The sequence below is a fragment of the Flavobacterium sp. N2038 genome (assembly GCF_025947185.1).
Taxonomy (GTDB): domain Bacteria; phylum Bacteroidota; class Bacteroidia; order Flavobacteriales; family Flavobacteriaceae; genus Flavobacterium.
In genome coordinates this window covers 1,354,417-1,375,611 of sequence record NZ_CP110001.1, presented here as the reverse complement: position 1 = coordinate 1,375,611, position 21,195 = coordinate 1,354,417, and the positions used below count along the sequence as shown (strand labels likewise).

The following is a 21,195-nucleotide window of genomic DNA, read 5'->3' as shown; positions in this document are numbered from 1 at the left end:
ATTTGGAATTTTTTATTTGGAATTTTTTATTTGGAATTTCCCAAAGGGTTGGAATTTAATTAGCCACTTCGCTAATAAATTTAATACGCATCAAACGCAATTCATCAATATCATAATCGCCATCAAATTCTTTAAGAGCATCTTCGATTTTATCCGATTCTGATTCCATAAAGTAATCGTGAATTTCTTCTTGCTGATCATCATCAAGCATATCATCGACCCAATATTTGATATTTAGTTTTGTTCCGGAATAAACGATTTGCTCCATTTCTTTAATCAAAGCATCCATTGTTAAACCTTTCGCAGAAGCAATATCATTCAGCGATAATTTTCGATCGATATTCTGAATAATGTATAATTTATTAGCAGAGTTAACTCCTGTAGATTTTACAACTAAGTCATCTGGACGAATAATATCATTATCTTCAACATAACGACTGATCAATGCTACAAATTCGCCACCATATTTTTTAGCCTTTCCTTCACCTACTCCATGAATATTGAATAGCTCAGTTAAAGTAATCGGATATTTTAAAGCCATGTCTTCAAGAGAAGGATCCTGAAAAACAACAAATGGAGGAACTCCTAATTTTTTGGCCACTTTTTTACGTAATTCACGAAGCATTCCCATCAAAACTTCATCTGCAGTTCCGGATGATTTTGCTCCGGTCACAATTGCTTCGTCTTCAGATTCGCTATATTCATGATCCTCAGACATCATAAACGAAACTGGTTTTTTGATAAAATCTAAACCTTCTTTGGTAATTTTTACAACACCATAAGTTTCAATATCTTTTGACAAATAACCTGTTACTAAAACCTGGCGAAGCAAGGCCATCCAGTACTTTTCGTCATGATCTGCACCCGATCCAAAAAAGGATTGCGAATCTGTTTTATGCGCTTTAATTACTGCATTTATGCGCCCAATTAAAGTAAATACAATCTCTTTTGATTTATAAATATGTTTGGTATCCCGAACAATTTCGAGCAATTTAACCACTTGGTCTTTTGCTTCAATTTTATTCTTCGGATTACGAACATTGTCATCCATATCTGCACCTTCTCCTGTCTCGCTGTCAAACTCTTCACCGAAATAATGAAGAAGGAACTTTCTGCGCGACATCGAAGTTTCGGCATAAGCCACAACTTCCTGCAAAAGAGCAAACCCAATTTCCTGTTCTGCAACTGGTTTCCCGGACATGAATTTCTCTAATTTTTCTACATCTTTATAAGAGTAGTAAGCTAAACAATGTCCTTCACCACCATCTCGTCCGGCACGACCTGTTTCCTGATAATAACTTTCAAGAGATTTTGGAATATCATGATGAATTACAAATCGAACATCTGGTTTATCAATACCCATCCCGAAAGCGATAGTAGCCACAACCACATCTACATCCTCCATCAAAAACATATCCTGATGTTTCGCTCGTGTTTTCGCATCTAAACCTGCGTGATATGGAACAGCACTGATTCCGTTAACTTGTAAAACTTCGGCAATCGATTCTACTTTTTTACGGCTCAGGCAGTAAATAATTCCAGACTTGCCTTTATGTTGTTTAATAAAACGGATAATATCCGACTCTATATTTTTAGTTTTTGTACGAACTTCGTAGTACAAGTTCGGTCTGTTGAATGATGCTTTAAAAGTATTTGCATCAGACATATCCAGGTTTTTTAAAATATCTTCCTGAACTTTTGGAGTTGCAGTCGCGGTAAGTCCTATAATAGGCACCTGACCTAATTGTTTAATAATATTTCTAAGATTCCTGTATTCCGGTCTAAAATCATGACCCCATTCTGAAATACAGTGGGCTTCGTCTATTGCAACGAAAGAAATAGGTACACTTTGAAGAAAAGCAACATACTCTTCTTTGGTCAAAGATTCGGGAGCTACATATAAAAGCTTCGTTAAACCAGAACTAATGTCTTTTTTTACCTGAGCAATTTCTGTTTTTGTGAGAGAAGAATTGAGCACATGCGCAATTCCATTTTCAGACGAGAGGCTTCGAATTGCATCAACCTGATTTTTCATCAAAGCAATCAAAGGCGAAACAACAATTGCTGTTCCGTCCTGAATTAAAGCGGGTAATTGATAACAAAGAGACTTTCCACCGCCAGTAGGCATAATTACAAAAGTATTATTCTTACCTAAAATACTCGTAATGACTTGCTCCTGCAAGCCCTTAAATTGGCTAAAGCCGAAATACTTCTTTAATTCCTTGTGTATTTCAATTTCGTTTGAATTCATTCTTTATTTTAATGGATATTTTTGTATAAATTTGCAACACATAAAGATACAACTTTCTTTTATACATACAAATTTTAAATATTCTGTTTTGATCACAAAAGAAAATATATTGGCGATCGCCAAAAAAACAATACTATCTGAAAGTGAGGCGATTACAAAATTAATTGATTTTCTTGACGAAAATTTCTACGAAGCCACACAGCGCATCTACGAAACCAAAGGCCGATTGATCGTTACAGGGATAGGAAAAAGCGCCATCATTGCACAAAAAATGGTTGCCACTTTTAACTCGACAGGAACCCCATCGATGTTCCTGCATGCTTCAGAAGCAATTCATGGAGATTTGGGAATGATACAAAATGACGATATCATTATCTGCATTTCAAAAAGCGGAAACAGCCCTGAAATAAAAGTTTTAGTTCCGTTATTAAAACGGTTTGGAAACATTTTAATTGGAATGACCGGAAACATAACTTCATTTTTAGCCAAAGGTTCGGACTATGTTTTGAATACCACTGTTGAAATAGAAGCTTGCCCTATAAATCTTGCCCCAACAAACAGCACTACTGCACAACTTGTAATGGGTGATGCATTAGCCGTTTGTTTAATGGAAATGCGTGATTTTAAACCCGAAGATTTTGCTATTTATCATCCTGGAGGTGCATTGGGCAAAAAATTATTGCTTCGTGTAAAAGATATGATCGAACATTCACTAAAACCAGCTGTTAGCCCTGACACCTCAATCAAGAAAGCTATTTTTGAAATTTCTGAAAAAAGATTAGGAGTTACCGCTGTTATCGAAAATGAGAAAATAGTAGGTATTATTACCGATGGAGATATCAGACGAATGCTGAACGATAGAGATTCTATCGCAGATTTAACCGCAAAAGACATTATGTCTAAAAACCCTAAATTAGTGTCTTCTGAAACCATGGCGGTTGAAGCTTTGAATATTTTAGAAGATTTCTCAATAACACAGCTTATTGTTGCGGACAATGGCGAATATAAAGGAGTATTACATTTACATGACATTTTAAAAGAAGGAATCGTATAATGGCAAAGAAAAATCTTGGCGAAATGTCATTTTTAGATCATCTTGAAGAATTAAGATGGTTATTAGTTAGAAGTACAATTGCTATATGCATTATGGCATTTGTTACTTATTTTGTGAGTGATTATTTGTTTGATCAAATTATTTTGGGCCCAATAAGACCTACATTTTTTACTTATGTATGGTTTTGTGATTTATCACACCAACTAGGATTTGCTGACAGTATTTGTATCACCGAACTGAATTTCATTATTCAGAATACCGAAATGGAAGGACAGGTTAACATATTTGTGTGGATGTGTCTTTTGGCTGGTTTCATTTTGAGTTTTCCTTATATTTTATGGGAAATCTGGAAGTTTATTAGTCCTGCCTTATATGAGAAAGAACGTAAAAATGCAAAAACTTTTATTTTCACTTCTTCATTACTTTTCTTTTTAGGAGTATTGTTTGGATATTATGTTGTGATTCCGATGTCTGTAAATTTCGTTGCAACTTTCTCCGTGAGCGATGTTGTAAAAAATCAATTTACACTTGAATCTTATATGGGAATGGTAAAAACGAGTATTCTTGGTAGTGCCATATTTTTCGAATTACCAATCGCTATCTATTTCTTAACCAAATTAGGTCTGGTTACTCCGACCTTCTTAAGAAAATACTGGAAATACGCGGTAATAATTATTTTAATTATTGCTGCAATTGTAACCCCTCCAGATGTAGTAAGTCAAACTATTGTAGCAATCCCGATGTTAATAATCTACGAAGTGAGTATCCTGATTTCAAAGATTGTTTACAGAAATAAAATGAAAGAAAATGTCTGATATCATACAAGAATTTAACGACTATCGTTCTAAAATGAACGAGAAATTATTAGCTGACAATAACAAAATTGTAAAGCGAATTTTTAATCTTGACACCAATGCTTACGCACCCGGAGCTCTTGATGTAAAAACAAAAGAACTTTTAGGATTAGTAGCATCGGCAGTTTTAAGATGTGATGACTGTGTAAAATATCACTTAGAAACAAGCCACAAAGAAGGCGTTACTAAAGAAGAAATGATGGAAGCAATGGGAATCGCCACTTTGGTTGGAGGAACAATTGTAATCCCTCATTTAAGAAGAGCTTATGAGTTCTGGGAAGCTCTTGAAGAAGCGGGGAAATAATTAGAAAATTTAATAATTAGTCAATTAGATAATTTCTTGACAATATGTTAATTCATTTATCTCGTTGATTTATTTTCATTTATTTTGCCCAAGCAGATATAATTATCTCATTATCAAATTGACATTATCTAATTAAAAAAAATGAAGCTAAGAGCCGATAATTTAATCAAAACCTATAAAGGCCGAAGTGTTGTAAAAGGAATTTCTGTTGAAGTAAACCAAGGAGAAATCGTTGGACTTCTAGGACCAAATGGTGCCGGAAAAACTACCTCTTTTTATATGATTGTAGGATTGGTAAAACCAAATCAAGGAAACATTTATCTTGACGACCTGAATATTACCGATTACCCAATGTACAAACGTGCACAGCAAGGAATTGGATATCTGGCACAAGAAGCTTCTGTTTTTAGAAAATTAAGTATTGAAGACAATATTTTAAGTGTATTACAATTGACAAAACTTTCTAAAGAAGCCCAAATCGCTAAAATGGAAAGTTTAATCGAGGAATTTAGCTTAGAACATATTCGCACTAACCGTGGGGATTTACTTTCCGGAGGAGAACGTCGTCGTACCGAGATTGCGCGTGCATTGGCTACAGATCCAAAATTCATCTTATTGGACGAACCTTTTGCCGGAGTTGACCCTGTTGCGGTTGAGGATATCCAAAGAATTGTAGCTCAGCTTAAAAACAAAAATATCGGAATCCTGATTACAGATCACAACGTTCAGGAAACTTTGGCCATTACTGACAAAACTTATCTAATGTTTGAAGGAGGAATTCTAAAAGCAGGAGTTCCCGAAGAATTAGTAGAAGATGAAATGGTACGCCGTGTTTATCTTGGTCAAAACTTCGAACTTCGTAAGAAGAAATTGGAATTTTAAAAAAGTTATATTATGAATGGTAAAAAGTAAAATATAAAATTACTTTTTACCATTTTTTTTCATCTTACAGGTTACAATTTTCATACAAAAACTCTCGAATGAAATCAGAAAAACCAACTCAGGAAGATTACGATAATTGGCATAAAGACCCAAAAAATTGGTATTTAGGTTTCATTTATTATAATCCAAAAGACAAAAGATTGCTTCCTCCCAAAAAGATTCAATGGATGGGTTATACTATAAATTTTGCCAATCCTTATTCTGTATTACTGCTATTGCCTTTAGTTATAATAATTGCTCTCATTTTATCAAAATAAATTAAAAACTTGCCGCAATTAAATTACGAGACTTACACCCTACTCAACCGTAATAAATTGCAGTTGCTCTAAATCTCCATTATAAATATTAACATCTACACGGTGTTTTATTCCGGCAAGGAAGCCTTTTCTGTAAACTGCCAAAACAACCAGTCGTCCTCAATTTTTTCTCTATAAAAATTATAGTTGGCAATCCAGAATAAATATTCCCCAAACTCTTCTTTTAAGAAATCAGAATAATATCTTTCTCCCGAATAAATGATTGGGCGCACCTGATAATGTTTTTCAACTTTAGTCAACCAGCGTTTTAATCCTTTCTTCAAACTGTCTAAAGGTTGATTTTTGGGTAATTTTTCGATATCTAAAACCGGTGGTAAATCTCCTTTTTGCAGTTTTACTGTTTTAATAAAAAGATCAGCTTGTTCTATAGAATTTTCATTTGGGCGATAATAATGATAAGCGCCCCGAATAATTTTATTCTCTCTTGCTCCTTCCCAGTTTTTTTAAATTGTCTGTCAACACGATCGTTTCCAGCGGTAGCCCGAATAAAAACAAATTGCACAGGGTATTTCTCATCAAGAACTTCTACCTCATCCCAATCTACTTTTCCTTGAAATTCAGAAACATCAATTCCGACTACTTTTCCTTTATGATTTTCGAGAACTCTAATGTTTCTAACATCCGAAAGATGTTTATCTACCTCATCTTCATCAAGAACTTTCTCTGATTTAAAACCCAGATAGTAAGCTAATCCAGCGCGATAGTGATAAAACATTCCTAAAATAAGCACCGCGAAAAAAGAGAATACAATAAATCGGATAACTTTTCTAAAAAAAGAAGGCTCTGATTTTCGAGAATATGAAGTTCGTCTTGTGGTTTTTCTTGCCATTCGAATACAACTACTTTTTCAGAAAGATATTATTTATGATCGACAACAATATATAAATAATAATTATCACAGGAATTGCACCGAATTGAAGTAATAGAAGACAAACAAAAGAAATAGCAAGAAACACAATCTGCAATATATTATCCTTAAAAGTAAACTTTTTAAATTTTAAAGAAAATAACGGAATTTCAGCATTCATGATATAAGCACTGCATAAAGTGATTACTAATAAAACCCATTGATTAGTTAAAATTTCAAGCAACATTAAAGAATCTGAAAACTTCAAAACCAAAGGCAAACTCAACATAAATAATGAACATGCTGGTGTTGGTAAACCAATAAATGAATCTGTCTGACGTGTATCAATATTAAAATTAGCCAATCTATAACAAGAACCTAATGTTACTATAAATCCTAAAAACGGAATAAAAGCATTTGTACCTATTTGATGTCCGCTATTCGCAAACATGGTATACATTACGTACCCAGGAGCAACTCCGCTTGTTACCATATCTGCCAAAGAATCCAGCTGCAGGCCAAGCGGGCTTGAAACTTTGAATAACCTGGCGAAAAAACCATCAAAAAAATCGAAAAAGATTCCAAGACAAACCATGTAAAAAGCCATTTCGTAGTTAAAAGAATCTCCTGTTTCGACAGCCTTAGAAATAAAAACTATTGCAACGCAGCCACAAAAAAGATTAATTAAAGTAATTAAATTCGGAATGTGCTTTTTGATATTCATGTTTTTGATTTTGATATATAATGAACAGCAAATTTCGCATAAAAAACAACATTTATTACTATTCGTAACAAAAATTGTTACTAAAGTTTGAACACAATATTATTACTCATAAAAGCCAGCCTCATAAAAAAGGATCTTTCGCAATATTTCTCAAAAGGAATAAATTTGCTGAGTAAAATATTATATTTTTGATGAAAATTAAAAACAGGCCTCAGTCTGCAAAAAAATAACCGTTGAAGAAACTTTTTACGTTATTATTATTTTGGAGTTTTACTGCACAGTATGCACAAACCGTTCGAAAGTATTCGAATGAGTTTATGAATATTGGTGTTGATGCGGCAGCATTAGGAATGTCCAGCGCCGTTGTTGCTTCTACAAACGATGTCAATTCTGTATATTGGAATCCGGCTGGTTTAACCCATCTTGAAGATCATCAAATTTCACTAATGCACGCCAATTATTTTGCCAATATTGCGCAATATGATTACATAGGATATGCCAGCCCTATTGATGATCGCAGTGCCTGGGGAATCTCTATGATACGATTTGGTGTTGATGATATTATGGATACCACTCAATTAATCGATAGTCAAGGTAATATCGATTATAACCGGATAAGTTTATTCTCTACCGCAGATTATGGCTTTACTTTTTCATATGCCAGAAAACTGCCTGTAGAAGGTTTTCAATATGGTATAAATGCCAAAGTAATCCGAAGAATTATCGGGAAATTTGCTAACTCATGGGGTTTTGGATTTGATTTTGGCCTTCAGTTTGAGCGAAATGACTGGAAATTTGGCTTGATGCTTCGTGATATTACCACAACTTATAATGTCTGGAATATTGATGAGAAGGAATATGCAAAAATTGCCAATGCTATTCCGGGAGAAAATAATGAACTCCCTGAAAGTACCGAAATAACACTGCCAAAAGCACAATTAGGAGTTTCAAAAAAGTTTGATTTTCATTATGATTACAGTCTTTTGGTTGCCACAAATCTAAATATGCGTTTTGAACAAACAAATGATATTATTTCTACAAAAGCTGTAAGTATTGATCCTGCAATTGGCTTTGAATTTGGATATACCGATCTTGTCTTTTTGAGAGCAGGAGCAGGAAATTTCCAGAATGTAACACAACTTGATAATACCGAAAAAGTAAATTTTCAGCCTAATATTGGACTGGGTTTTAAATATAAAGGTATTCAGGTTGATTATGCTTTGACTGATTTAGGAAATCAAAGTACAGCCCTTTACTCTAATATTTTTTCTTTAAAAGTAGATTTAGGTATCTTTAGATAATATTACAACCCGATTAAACTTCTTAAAATTTTAAATTATGAAAAATGTCCTTTTCAAAAAAACACTTTTTTGTTTACTATTATTACTAAGTTTCATTGGTTTTGGCCAAAATTTGCCCCTATCGAAAGATGCTAAAATAAGCGTTATTACTTGTGGGCTTGGCAATGAGACTTATTCTTATTTTGGGCATACCGCTATACGCGTCGCAGATACCGCAAACAATATTGATTTGGTATATAATTATGGTGCTTTCGATTTTAGAACTCCAAATTTTGTTGCCAAATTTGCAAAAGGAGATCTACAATATTTTGTAGTCGTTCATCCATTTGCAGATTTCATGAATGAATATACTTATGAGAAAAGAAGTGTCTTTGAACAAGAACTTGTTATTTCGCAAGATTTAAAACAAAAACTTTTTGATAATTTAAATGCCACTTTACTTACTGAAGATCGCTACTATACATATAAATTTATTGATAAAAACTGTACCTCAATGGTGGTAGACATTATTAATAAAACTCTAAATGGAAGTGTAATTACTAAAGTTGGAGATACTGATAAAACTTACCGCTCTATACTTTTCCCTTATTTTAATGGACATTTCTATGATCAATTAGGAACTAGTATAATATTCGGAACAAAAGTTGATCAATTGGGTACGAAGATATTTTTGCCTTTTGAATTGAAAAACAGTTTAGAAAAAACTACTTTTCAAAATCATCCGTTAGCAGAAAAAAGTACAACTCTGTTAAGTTTTGAAAAAGAAACACCAACTTCATGGTGGAATAACATTTACACTTATATTGTGATATTGGGTTTTATAATACTAGTACATAATAAAATTGCAGATAAAATCTATCTTTTAATCTTATCCTTAATGGGAATCTTTTTTGTTACGGTTGGATTTTATTCCTTTCACCACGAATTGGCAATGAATTATAACATATTATTGTTTAGCCCGCTATTATTGATTTTGATTGTTTTTTCGCTTCTTAAAAATAAAAGATGGACATATAGATTTGCCGTTTTACATTTATTATTCCTGATTATTTATATTTTTATCTTAATCAACAAAGCGCACTTCTTTATTGTATTACCAATGATAATTACAAGCGGATTTGTTTTAGTAAGAGTAGCTCTTAGAAACAAAAAGCGTATTCCAATTATTATCTAATTACTGTCCGCGATAAAACAAAACAGTTGTAAAGGTTTTGAAAACAATATTTAAATCAAGAAAAACACTACGATGTTTAATATAGTATAAATCATACTGAAGTTTTACCAAACTTTCTGCTATAGATTCTCCATAAGAATAATTAACCTGAGCCCAACCTGTAAGACCTGGTTTAATAACATGACGGGTTTCATAAAAAGGCATGATCTGTGCAATTTCTTCCACAAAAAATGGTCTCTCTGGTCTTGGGCCAATAATTGCCATATCGCCTTTTACAATATTGATAAACTGCGGAAACTCGTCTAATCTTGATTTACGCATAAATTTTCCAAAAGGTGTTACTCGTTTATCATTTGTGGTTGCAAAAACAATTCCGTTAGCTTCAGAGTTTTCAACCATAGTTCTAAACTTATAGATCTTAAAAAGAGCTCCGTGCTTCCCCACACGTTCCTGAGTGTAAAACAAACTTCCTTTGTTACCTATAAGATTTCCAATCAAAATAACCGGAATAAAAAGTGCCCCTAAGAACAAACCTACAGAGCAAAAAACCAATTCAAAAAAACGTATTAAAATCAAATATAACTTATTACTATTACTGCGACTGAATGGAAAAAAACGATAAAAGTCACGTTCTATATGATGTACAGGAATACGTTGTGTTTTATTTTCATAAACCTGAGTATATTCTCTAATTATATTTCCGGATTCCAGTAAATGTAATAGTTGCTGATACAAATCGGCAGTGATTCCTTCCGTTTTTTGAGAAGCAATTACAATTTCTGAAACGTAATTTTTTCTTACGAATGCTTCCAAATCATCCTTTTTTATTTCTTTTACATAATGAAACTTAGAATCCTCTACAGAAACAGAATCTGAATTTACAAAGCCAATTATTTTATAATGTGGGTCTACATTTTCAAGTCCTAAGACTAACTCTTCTACCTGATCCTGATCACAAATCAAAACCACACTTTGAGAAAACCGATGTGAAGCAAGAAAAATTGCATAAAAAAACCGCCAAAAAAGAAGTGTGCTTAAAACAGTAAAGTAAAAAATTAAAATAACTAAACGTTGCTTAGGCAATTCAGGAGATAAAATCGGAGTAAATAAGTAAACCAAAATCGACGTCGTCACTGTAAAAATCACACTTCGAAGAATCTGAAACTGATTACTCGAAACCTGAAGATTATACATCTCGAAAATTACACCAAACACAAGAATATAGGCAATTAACAAAAGAGGTCTAAAAAAGTGAGCGTAATCTAAAACAAAATACTGATAATTAAACAGGGTGCTTAACAAATACAGTCCCGACAAAATAAAAGCAGCATCAAAAACACGAAGTAGTATTTTTCTTTCCGAAATTTCGAAGTGCATTTTTTTATTGGAAACCATGTAGTCTGTTTTTTTAAGCTCTTTGATTGGGGGCAAATGTATCATAAAAAAAAAGATATTAATCGAGAGAATTTTCTGCTTTATCCGGAATTTTTACCTGAACAGAAAGTAATGTTAAAGCATATACAAATGCCGGTGCAGCGATCCGCATGGCTGCATGGTTTATGGTAAGCAGCCAAAAAAAGTAAAAAGACAAAAAATACAAATGTTGAGGGTTGTTTATATATATTGTAAATGGGGTTATTAAAAGTATAAGTAAACCAAAAATACCAAATAAACCATGCTCGCTTAACATACGCGAGATCTCGCTATGTGCTGCAACAGCGTGACCAATTGTCTCTTTTCTCACTTCTTTTCCCAATCCAGGACCAATACCGAGTATAGGATTATCAAAAAACATTTTTAAATCTGAATCTATAACAGCCTCTCTACCTCCTAAACGGTCCTTTTTTGTTCGTCCCTTTGCATCCTGGTTTGCATAACGCTTTTCAATCAAACCTCTTGTTTGTAAAGAGCTATAACCCCAAACTCCTATTGCAATTAATCCGGTTAAAATAACAACAAAACTAATCTTACTTTTACCCTTGTTGTTTGAAAAACAGTATAATAAAAACAATAAAAAAAGAATCATGATTACACCCGTTATAACTCCTCCTCTGGAAAAAGTCACAACCCCTCTGTATGCTGTAAAAATTAATAGCAGTCCATTTAAAATGATTTCTTTTTTTGATTTTGAAAACAAAATCAATTGAGTAAAGAAAATAAAGATTCCTAATCCCAGAATAGTTGAAACCTGATTAGGTCCAAAGCCTCCAGAAGTTTCAAAATTAGAGTTGGTACCTTTCACAACATCTTTAACACTAGGATTAAACAAAAATAAATATGTAGCTATTGTAATTATTGGCATTCCCATTGTTATTACAATATTTTGCAGTTCTGAAAAAGATAATCTCTTCTTTAGCATATATATTGAAGCAATTGCTAGACAAATAAGGCCGGATAAATTAAAAATTATTGCTTTTTTAATATCTAAATTAAAATTATCAGCTGTACTTGTAACTAAAACTCCCGGAATTAACAACAATAAAAACAAACCAAAAATAAGAGCCTTTTTAGAAAAGTTACTATATAGCATTCCCACCAACATAAAAAACACAATAAGAAACTTTATATATTCATTATTAAAATTACCTCCCGTCATCCGTAAAAAAACCTCAACTCCAACCAGATAAGCTGAAACAAGAATAACTTCATTATTTCTATTTTTATTTCGAACAGTGATCAAAAGACCAAAAGCAGGAATCAATAATGCATAAATTTTAGACAAAAAAGGTAAACTAAAAATCATCACAGCAATAATTATATGAATCAGTACAAGAAAACTATATGACAATGACTTTTTTTTCATTACGTTATTTTTTTATAAGACCTGATTAGTTTTTCTATCACCTTTTCTTCTGAATAATTTTTAATAACAGTGTCTTTAAAATGATTTCCTAATTTATTTCTAAATGATTCACTTTCAACTATTGTATACAATTGATTCATTATCCCAGATTGATTTAATGGATTAAATAATAATCCAGTATTATTATCCTGAATAATTTCTGAACAATATCCAACATTTGTTGACATAACTGCGAGACCTTCTAAAGCATATTCTAATAAAGTTACTGGAAAACCTTCATCAGTTGAGGCCAAAACTCCAATTGAACATTGAGATAATATATGTTTAATATCATTTCTATCACCGTACAAATGTATATGTTTTTCTAATGAATTAGATTTTATAAAATCTTTTAACAGCTGAGAATAAATATCATTATAATCTCTACCAATTAAATGCAAACTCCAATCTGTTTCATTCAACTTTAAATCTCTAAAAGCCTTAAGAATTACTATATGGTTTTTGGGGTCTTTTAAATTTGCCAGAAAGACAATACGTTTGCCCTGCTCCCCTTTTAAGTAAGTTATTTTCTCATATTCATTTTTTACGAAGGCAAAATTTGGAATAAAAAAAACCTTTTTACACTGTAAATTATCCTCACTCCACTTCTTCAGCTGCAAATTAACTACAAAAATGGAAGAAAAGAAAAATGAAGAAAGCACTAAAATTCTATTTTGCTTTCTTGATTCCTTTGGTCGTGACCCATAATGATCGTGCCAGATAATTTTAAGTTTTGGCAGCGTTAGCTTTACTAAAACAGCTGTAAAAAAAGAAGAACTATGTACATGAGCAATATTAACCTCATTTTTTACTATATATTTTCTTAATTTGAAAATGGCTCGAAAATCTATTCTTTTTGTTTTCCTTAAAAACAGGTAAGAAACATTTTCATTTATTTGAGAAAGTAATTTCCCTTCTCTTCTAGTAGCAATTAAACCGGAAAAAGTTATCTTTTTTGCTAGTGAATTTGCATAACTTACTGCCATACGCTCGGCTCCCCCAGCTTCTAAAGAATCTATTATCTGAACAATTCTCATTTTACTAACAGCTTTTTAATTTCTGCTTCAAAAATATCAGTTGTAAATTTTTGAGACCATTCGATTGCTAATTTACTTTTTTCGCTAAAACCACTACTATCAAAAAGCATATTTTCAATTTGTGCTAAATCTTTCTCAAGATTCATATCCAGCAAAATACCTCTTTTACCATTATCAAGCATGTAGGGAACACAGGAAACTTTTGTTGCTAATGGAACGCAGCCCCAAAACATCCCTTCTGCTATTGCTTTTGGCCAGCCTTCACTTTTAGAAGGCAAAATCACAAAATGACTCTTTTGATAGGCTTTTTTTACTGTTTCTTTATTTTGATTTCCGTGCAAAAAGACAAAATTTTCGAGTTGATTCTCTCTTATATATTGTTCTAAAATATCTCTTTCAACCCCATCTCCATATAGATTTAAAACACTATTATGCCCTTTTTTAACTAACCCTTCAACCAACTTAATGGCATAAATGGGAGATTTTCCCAAAACTAAACTTCCAACAAAAATAAATTCTAAAACTAAATCCAGAGGTGATTTTTGAATTAGTTTTTTTTCATTTTCTGAATATGTTGCCGTAAAGAAAGACTTAATATTTTTTGATTGATTCTTCCATTCTCCATAAACTAAAACCTTCATATTTCTAGTTAGGAAAGTATTGTTCAAAATTCGTTTTTGCAAATTATATGTCCAGGGCTGTTTGCTTTTAGAATCCCAATTTCCTGCATATTTAGCTGTTTTACTTTTGCCTGGAAAAAACATTTGAATAAAACACCCTAACAAACCGACATTTCCGGGGCATCTTAAATGGATATGATCAGCATTTTTCATCGCCCAAAATATTTTCCAAAGAATGATAGGAATTTTAAAAATTGAGGATATGCTATTTTTAAAACTTGTAAGATTAAAATCTGGTACTTGTTTAAAATCAATCTGTTCATTCTTGTATGAGAAATCAATTTCACTTGCAATTCCTTCTGATAAAGGAGCAACAATTATTACTTTATCAACATACTTTAACCAAATGTCCATTTCATGTACATATGGGGAATATCCAAAAAAAAAGCTACCATTTTTAATATGATTAACATTTGTAATTATTACAAATTTCTTAATTTTTAGCATGTTTTACTTTTTGTTATAGCCAGAATTCTTTTAAAATAATTCTTTGGATGTAAAAAGTTTTCACTCCATTCTAAATTTTTTTGTCCCATTTCACAGTATCTCTTACCTACAATTAAACTCTCAATTTTTTCTGGCAATTCTAAATAAGAATCTCTTGCACTTAATTTTTCATAATTAACATACTCTTTAAAATCTTCTACAACAACATTTAAAGGAGTTGTAATTACTGCTTTCCCAAACAACAAGCATTCCCCTATTTTCCATCCTGGAGTATCTTTTAAACCATCATCAGCGATTCCAATATCAGCATTCCTTAACGACTTAAAATATTCTTTTTTAGATATTCTTTTTACATTTAGTAAAAGATCAGGAGCGATTCTAGCTGACAGCTCATCAGGAAAAATACCCACCGAAGAATTTTCAAAATTCCTTTTTATTATGCGACACGCTTCAATACGAAATTGATTCTGAATTTCACGTCTTTTTTTCTCTTCAAGATCTATATGATTTTCTGGGTTCCACAATCTAGTATGAAAAATTATTTTTCCATTGTTATCAGTGACACTTGTAGGAAAAGACCTTGCATCCATTGCATTATGTGACAGATTTGTGAATAAATTAAAATAATCCATTGCACGTATTATCTCTATTCTATTTCTACTATTCATTAAATCATTCAGCTTAAACTTCATTAAAAGGTTAATTGCTTTATAAGAATAATTAACTTGAAAATTAAGTGGATAAATATTTCCTGAATAATTTTCAAAAGTTAGTGACCTTTTAAAGTAAAAACTATACCGTTTAGGGTCATCTATAAACTTAATATCATCAGAATAATCAAGAAAGATTGTTTTATCATCATCTAAATAAATAATTCCTCCGCCTGTTGCAAGTCTATTATTAAAAACGACATTAAATGCAAAATCATTTTCATAACAAAAAAACAGAAATGAGTACAATAGCAAATTATGATGTGAGGTCCAACATGGTAATTCTAATTTCATTAAAACAATTTTAGTTTGACAAGATTACAAATAAACAAATTTATTTGAGCATACATTTTAGAATAGTTTCATTTTCGATAAAAAATGGCCGATACGAAACAAAAAAAACTCTGTTTTCCAGATTTACCAAATAATGAGCTAACTAAAAACTAAGTACTACAAAAGAATTTTCGTTATAATTATGTGTTATAAAAATGGTTCTCATTATTTACAATTTTGTTTCTTAATTTTACTTATATAACACACTAAATAAATCAACATACTGGACTACCCTATGTTTAGAATGCTTTATTTCTTCTTCAATATCAACAAAATTTGAAACTGTTGCCAAATTTTTAAACTACAATATTTCATTTTTATAACCGAAAACTTTATTACAATAGGTCCTTTACAAACTGCCCTAATCCTAAAAAAATGATAAATTCAAACTTTGTAAAATGTGCCAAATCTAATTATTTCACCAGTTCATTTCTTTTATAATAACCAAATATGAGAGTTATTTCGCATAAACTTTTCGAAATTTTATTTTTCCTTATGAATTATTCTTTTTCTACTTGTAATAAAGACTCAAAAAACTCTATATTTTTCAAAACGATATTTTCCAATTTGTATTTTTGAAGCACAAATTCTCTTGCTCTTTCACCCATCTCTTTTGTTTTTTCTTTATTCGAAAACATCCAAATAATTTTCTCTGCTATATCTTCAGGATTATACGGATCACATAATAAGCCAGTTTCATAATCTTTTATCGTTTCTGGTCCTGGTCCCAATTTTGTAAAAACAACTGCTTTTTTCATAGACATAGCTTCCGGGGCAACTAAGCCTTGTGTTTCCATATGCGATGGAAAAACGCATACCGAAGCTTCTGAATAAGCTCTTGGAATATCATTATATGAAATTGCTCCATGAAAATGAATATCATTTGCTAATTCTCCTAATTGATAAAGTTCTTTATCTTTCAGCATTTGAATATAGGAACTACCGTCTAAAAAAAACCAATCTCTACCATAAATTTCAAGTGTTGCTTTTGGAAATTCTTTTTTTACAAATGGAAAAGATTGTATCAACTGACGCACTCCTTTTTTTTTACAAACTGTTCCAGCAAAAACAATCTTATCTTCGCATTCCATTTCAATTGGATAAAAAAAATCTGTATCAATTGGATTACTAATATAGACAACGGGTTTATTATTATAACTTAAGTGTTTTTCCGTGTGCCCTTTTACGAACTTAGAAACAGCTATAAAAGCATCACTCTTTTTAAAAGATCTTTTTTCCTGAAACCCTTTCCATTTATTAATTTTTCTATTTTCGCTTTCTGCAAAAAAATGATGTCCACCATGCAATCTGATAATATACTTTATACCGTTTATTTTAGGAATGAAAGCCAAACCTAGTTCAGAAGATTCAATAATTTTTATAGGGTCTTTTTGATGAATTTCTCTAATTTTATTATTAATTTCCTTAGCATTAAAATACCACGAGAATCCTTTTATTGTACTTTTTTTTAATCTATATATATTAACACCTTCAAAAACATCAGTTTCACGATTATTAGTATAATTAATTCCGATTACAGAAATTTTATAGTCTTTTTTGACTAAAGCAGTTGCCAGCGTTTTAACAAAACTGCCTATTCCACCATGTGGGAATCCTTCTTTCGGAAACTCGTTTGTTAAGAAACAAATGTGCATATTTACCTAATTATTTATTACTTGTCGAATATTACTAGATGCATTTTTATAATCTCCAAGGATTATTTCTTTCCAATTAATCATATCAAGATTATTGTTCGTCTGCATATCAATTTTTTGAGCGATTTCATCTTTACTATTTAACCAAATAATTGAATCTTTATTTGGCATACTTCTAAAATGTTGAAATTGATAGATCGTTTTTACAGACCAATCTTTTACATTTCTATTTGATTGATCATAATTAATAAATATGCAGGGTTTATTAAACATTGCAAAATCAAAAGCCATGGTAGACCCAACATTTACAACTATATCTGCATAAAAGGCAGTACTTACTAATAATTTTACATCTTCAAAACTTGGATATACAGTATTCCACTCCTTTGATTTACTGAAATACCATAAAGGCGGTGCTTCTTTAATTAAATCTTTATATTGCTCTACGATCTTATCAAATCTTCCTGAAAAATCAACCGGGCATCTTCTTAATAAAATTTGATATTCATTCTGCAAATTTGCTTTAATAATTTCCTCTGCCATGTCTTTTAAGTAACTTGGATCATCTGGTGAAGTCTTAGTGTCATCACCAGAAAAACAAATAATTCTTTTGTTTAAATCTAAATTATATTTCTGATAAAAAATTTCTTTATCAATTACATTTTTTGGTTCATCGTAAAACTCAAACTGCGGGGTTCCTGTAACATGAATGCTTTCTGATGGAATTTCAGAATAGAATTGTTTTAATTCATTTTTCATGTAATCTGACCAAACTAAGTAATTATCTGCTCGCAAGGCTAAACGAGCTTTTGGCAAATTATCCCATGAATAAATTACGGTACTGGTTTTAATTCCTAAGTCAGTCGCTGCGGCAAAAACCGGCGCAGCAGTAAGTGCTCTTTGGTGTGAACAGAATAAATGACTTACTTTTGCATCGCTCAAGATATTTTTTACTTGATAGTAAAAAGGATTCTGACGAATGGCTTTCTGATACATCTTTTCGAGTTTTAAAATACTCGGATATTTTTTAAAAAATATAGATGATATCTGTATTAGTTTATAAAATATCTTCTTAGACAATCCTTTTTGTTCCCAATTCCAATTGGTTAACAAAGTTGGATTGTTAACTTTAGCATTATTATAGTATAATCTCGAAAGACAAATTAACTCTCTTAAAAATTTTTCCTTTGCAGATTCTTTATAAGTTGGAATTACAATATCATTAACAATCAAAGAATCTTCCTTAATTGCAGCAATTGTGTTGGGATCAAAACTATGAAACAGAATTAACTCTTCTGATTTATAATTATTAAACGTATTCGAAAACAGATAATTTCTAATACCAACACCATCTGGGAACAATAATAAAATCTTATTTTTTTTCATTTTTATTTATTGAAAAAATCTTTTAGAATTCTTGCTGTAAATATTTTTGCACCAGTGTCATTCATGTGTCCGCAAGAAGAAAAGTATTTATCTTCTATCACTACATTTTCGTAATTATGAATTTCCGGATATACTTTTTTAACTTTTTCAAAATAATTCATCCCTTTAGTGTTTTCACACATTGGTGTCATAACCGGAATGAAATTAATATTATGTACTTTACAAAGATTTTTAATTTCTTCGTAATATTTGTTAGGCTTTAATGGGTTTAAATTAACGATATTATTTTTCATATTACCATTTTTATGTTTCACCAAAGGATAGTAACCCAAATTATCCAAAGCGCTCGTTTTTTTATTAATTGAAATAAAAAAAGTTTCCCGAAACCCTATTTTACTATCATATTTAATATATCTATAAAAAGGAATATAATACAGCTCATTAAAATCTGTTTCATTTGAAAAGTGTTCTTTAATCACTTCTGAATTATGAATATAAGGCAGGAATCTTGCTGAAATCCCTTCCGCCTGATGTTCATTTGAAAGATTTAAATCGGCTTCGAGAATGACATTTTTTATTTCATATTTTCTTTCAATCATTAATTTTAACATCAAAGAAGCTTCAAATAAATGTCCACCGCTCATTCCGTAATTGAATGCTTTTAGTCCTTTGTCTTCAAACATTTGTGTCACAAAATGATTGTTTGCCCTTGAGGATCCTAAAAAAACTACATCATATTTCTGGGCTTTTGAATTAAAAACCTTTTCAATTTTTCCTCTATTATTAGAATGCATAAAAATATACGTATACGAGCCATCTAATAAAAATGCCATTAAAACAGTTATTACACTAATTTTAGCTATATAAATTAAAAACTTCTTCATTAAAACTGAAAATATATAAATTCTTTATAATCTGAAAAAGTTCCAAAAGCCATAATAGCTAAAATTGCCAAAGCTACTTTTAAGGCACTCCGTTTTCCAGAAAGTGGTTCTACTTTGCTGCGATTATTCCATTCGATTAAAACAAATAATCCAATCATAAGCAACAGTTCGTAACTGTAGCGCTCGTTATCTAAATATTGAAAACTAAAATCTTTACTGGTAATAATTCTCTTTAAATACAAAACAGCATCTGTAATTGTTTTGGCTCTAAAAAATACCCATGCAATACAGGTTAATGCAAAGGTGTAAAGTATGCTTAAAAACACTTTTACAGAATCAAAATTAAATTTGAGCTGAATGGTGTCCATGTTATTTCGATTGCTGTTTGAAAGAAGTAATGGTAGGAAATAAACTGCATTTATAAATCCCCAAGCGAGATATGTCCAGTTTGCGCCATGCCAAAAACCACTTACAACAAAAATGATGAATGTGTTTCTGATTTTCATCCAAAGTCCACCTTTACTTCCTCCTAACGGAATATATAAATAATCTCTAAACCAGGAAGAAAGTGAAATATGCCAGCGGCGCCAAAACTCTGCTATATCTCTTGAGAAATAAGGATAATTGAAGTTTCGTAATAAATCTAAACCAAACAGTTTTGATACACCAAGTGCAATATCTGAATATCCTGAGAAATCTCCATAAATTTGAAAAGCAAAATATATGGCTCCTAGAATAAGGGAGAAGGAATTCATTGAAGTATAATTATCGAAAACAGCATTGGCATAAGGTGCGCAAGTATCTGCAATAATTACCTTTTTTACTAAACCCCAAATAATTTGATAAACTCCTTGTTTTGCATTTTCTAAATCAAATTCACGCTTAACTTTTATTTCTGGCAATAAATGGGTGGCTCTCTCAATTGGTCCGGCAACCAGCAACGGAAAATAACTCACAAACAAGGAATAATCTACAAAGTTATATTCGGCTTTTATTCTTTTAAAATAAATATCGATAACATAAGAAAGTCCGTGGAAAGTATAAAATGAAATTCCGACAGGCAAAATAACATTCAGTAAAAGCGGACTTGCTTTTACTCCAACTGAATTTAATAATTCTGAAAATGAAGCGGCAAAGAAATTATAATATTTGAAAACTCCTAAAAAGCCCAGATTGACCAAAATGCTTAACCAAAACCAAAATTTTCGGCTTTTCTCTGATTTTCCTTTTTCGATTTGAATCCCTGTGTAATAATCCAGAAAAGTGGAGAAAACCAATAAAAATAGAAATCTCCAATCCCAACAAGAATAAAAATAATAACTGGCAATAATTAACAAAGCATTTTGGGTGCTTTTGTTTTTATTAAATACAAACCAATACAGGAAAAAAACGATTGGTAAAAAAATAGCAAATGCTATGGAGTTAAAAAACATAAGTGTTTACAATGGTATTA

Annotated in this window: 18 protein-coding genes and 1 pseudogene; 7 read left to right on the top strand and 12 right to left on the bottom strand. The window is 31.3% G+C overall.

Annotation, left to right across the window (positions count from 1 at the left end):
• Window positions 1-55 precede the first annotated feature (55 nt).
• On the bottom strand, window positions 56-2,251 hold the full coding sequence (recQ, locus tag OLM51_RS06215) for a DNA helicase RecQ (protein WP_264553485.1): 2,196 nt from the start codon (window positions 2,249-2,251) through the stop codon (window positions 56-58).
• Between the two features lie 88 nt (window positions 2,252-2,339).
• Between recQ and OLM51_RS06210 the strand changes: the two genes are divergently transcribed.
• From OLM51_RS06210 to OLM51_RS06190, 5 genes are all read left to right on the top strand, one after another.
• The gene (locus tag OLM51_RS06210; RefSeq protein ID WP_264553484.1) at window positions 2,340-3,305 is read left to right on the top strand and encodes a KpsF/GutQ family sugar-phosphate isomerase; all 966 of its coding nucleotides are present in this window, start codon (window positions 2,340-2,342) and stop codon (window positions 3,303-3,305) included.
• Complete coding sequence (tatC, locus tag OLM51_RS06205) at window positions 3,305-4,120, top strand: twin-arginine translocase subunit TatC (protein ID WP_264553483.1); 816 nt, start codon at window positions 3,305-3,307, stop codon at window positions 4,118-4,120. Before OLM51_RS06210 ends, tatC begins: the two co-directional genes overlap by 1 nt.
• Window positions 4,113-4,463 carry a carboxymuconolactone decarboxylase family protein gene (locus OLM51_RS06200; RefSeq protein WP_223679981.1) on the top strand — a complete coding sequence of 117 codons (351 nt, stop codon included), beginning with the start codon at window positions 4,113-4,115 and terminating at the stop codon, window positions 4,461-4,463. The genes tatC and OLM51_RS06200 overlap by 8 nt, the downstream gene beginning before the upstream one ends.
• A 141-nt stretch (window positions 4,464-4,604) precedes the next feature.
• On the top strand, window positions 4,605-5,345 hold the full coding sequence (lptB, locus tag OLM51_RS06195; protein WP_012022391.1) for an LPS export ABC transporter ATP-binding protein: 741 nt from the start codon (window positions 4,605-4,607) through the stop codon (window positions 5,343-5,345).
• Window positions 5,346-5,443: 98 nt separating this feature from the next.
• Window positions 5,444-5,662 (top strand): DUF5808 domain-containing protein, encoded by a 219-nt coding sequence (locus OLM51_RS06190; RefSeq protein ID WP_264553482.1) that lies wholly within the window; start codon window positions 5,444-5,446, stop codon window positions 5,660-5,662.
• Window positions 5,663-5,701: 39 nt separating this feature from the next.
• Here the strand turns inward: OLM51_RS06190 and OLM51_RS06185 are convergent.
• Window positions 5,702-6,551, bottom strand: a pseudogene (locus OLM51_RS06185) (glycoside hydrolase family 25 protein).
• Window positions 6,552-6,561: 10 nt separating this feature from the next.
• Window positions 6,562-7,293 (bottom strand): CDP-alcohol phosphatidyltransferase family protein, encoded by a 732-nt coding sequence (locus OLM51_RS06180; RefSeq protein ID WP_264553481.1) that lies wholly within the window; start codon window positions 7,291-7,293, stop codon window positions 6,562-6,564.
• 317 nt (window positions 7,294-7,610) lie between these two features.
• On the opposite strand from OLM51_RS06180, the gene OLM51_RS06175 reads away from it, so the two are divergent.
• Together OLM51_RS06175 and OLM51_RS06170 are read left to right on the top strand one after the other, a co-directional pair.
• Complete coding sequence (locus OLM51_RS06175) at window positions 7,611-8,594, top strand: PorV/PorQ family protein (RefSeq protein ID WP_264554276.1); 984 nt, start codon at window positions 7,611-7,613, stop codon at window positions 8,592-8,594.
• Window positions 8,595-8,631: 37 nt separating this feature from the next.
• Complete coding sequence (locus OLM51_RS06170; RefSeq protein ID WP_264553480.1) at window positions 8,632-9,768, top strand: DUF4105 domain-containing protein; 1,137 nt, start codon at window positions 8,632-8,634, stop codon at window positions 9,766-9,768.
• Here the strand turns inward: OLM51_RS06170 and OLM51_RS06165 are convergent, their stop codons facing one another.
• From OLM51_RS06165 to OLM51_RS06125, 9 genes are all read right to left on the bottom strand, one after another.
• The gene (locus OLM51_RS06165) at window positions 9,769-11,163 is read right to left on the bottom strand and encodes an exopolysaccharide biosynthesis polyprenyl glycosylphosphotransferase (RefSeq protein ID WP_264553479.1); all 1,395 of its coding nucleotides are present in this window, start codon (window positions 11,161-11,163) and stop codon (window positions 9,769-9,771) included.
• A gap of 58 nt (window positions 11,164-11,221) precedes the next feature.
• A complete protein-coding gene (locus OLM51_RS06160) occupies window positions 11,222-12,571 on the bottom strand; it encodes an O-antigen ligase family protein (protein ID WP_264553478.1) in 1,350 nt (449 codons plus the stop codon).
• The gene (locus tag OLM51_RS06155; protein WP_264553477.1) at window positions 12,571-13,647 is read right to left on the bottom strand and encodes a glycosyltransferase; all 1,077 of its coding nucleotides are present in this window, start codon (window positions 13,645-13,647) and stop codon (window positions 12,571-12,573) included. The genes OLM51_RS06160 and OLM51_RS06155 overlap by 1 nt, the downstream gene beginning before the upstream one ends.
• Window positions 13,644-14,774 carry a glycosyltransferase gene (locus OLM51_RS06150; protein WP_264553476.1) on the bottom strand — a complete coding sequence of 377 codons (1,131 nt, stop codon included), beginning with the start codon at window positions 14,772-14,774 and terminating at the stop codon, window positions 13,644-13,646. Before OLM51_RS06150 ends, OLM51_RS06155 begins: the two co-directional genes overlap by 4 nt.
• A complete protein-coding gene (locus tag OLM51_RS06145; RefSeq protein WP_264553475.1) occupies window positions 14,768-15,778 on the bottom strand; it encodes a hypothetical protein in 1,011 nt (336 codons plus the stop codon). The genes OLM51_RS06150 and OLM51_RS06145 overlap by 7 nt, the downstream gene beginning before the upstream one ends.
• 539 nt (window positions 15,779-16,317) lie before the next feature.
• Window positions 16,318-17,472 carry a glycosyltransferase family 4 protein gene (locus tag OLM51_RS06140; protein WP_264553474.1) on the bottom strand — a complete coding sequence of 385 codons (1,155 nt, stop codon included), beginning with the start codon at window positions 17,470-17,472 and terminating at the stop codon, window positions 16,318-16,320.
• A gap of 6 nt (window positions 17,473-17,478) precedes the next feature.
• Window positions 17,479-18,858 (bottom strand): hypothetical protein, encoded by a 1,380-nt coding sequence (locus tag OLM51_RS06135; protein WP_264553473.1) that lies wholly within the window; start codon window positions 18,856-18,858, stop codon window positions 17,479-17,481.
• 2 nt (window positions 18,859-18,860) lie between these two features.
• Window positions 18,861-19,742, bottom strand: a complete 882-nt coding sequence (locus OLM51_RS06130; protein WP_264553472.1) for a hypothetical protein — start codon at window positions 19,740-19,742, stop codon at window positions 18,861-18,863.
• A complete protein-coding gene (locus tag OLM51_RS06125; protein ID WP_264553471.1) occupies window positions 19,742-21,175 on the bottom strand; it encodes an MBOAT family O-acyltransferase in 1,434 nt (477 codons plus the stop codon). The genes OLM51_RS06130 and OLM51_RS06125 overlap by 1 nt, the downstream gene beginning before the upstream one ends.
• Window positions 21,176-21,195 lie beyond the last annotated feature (20 nt).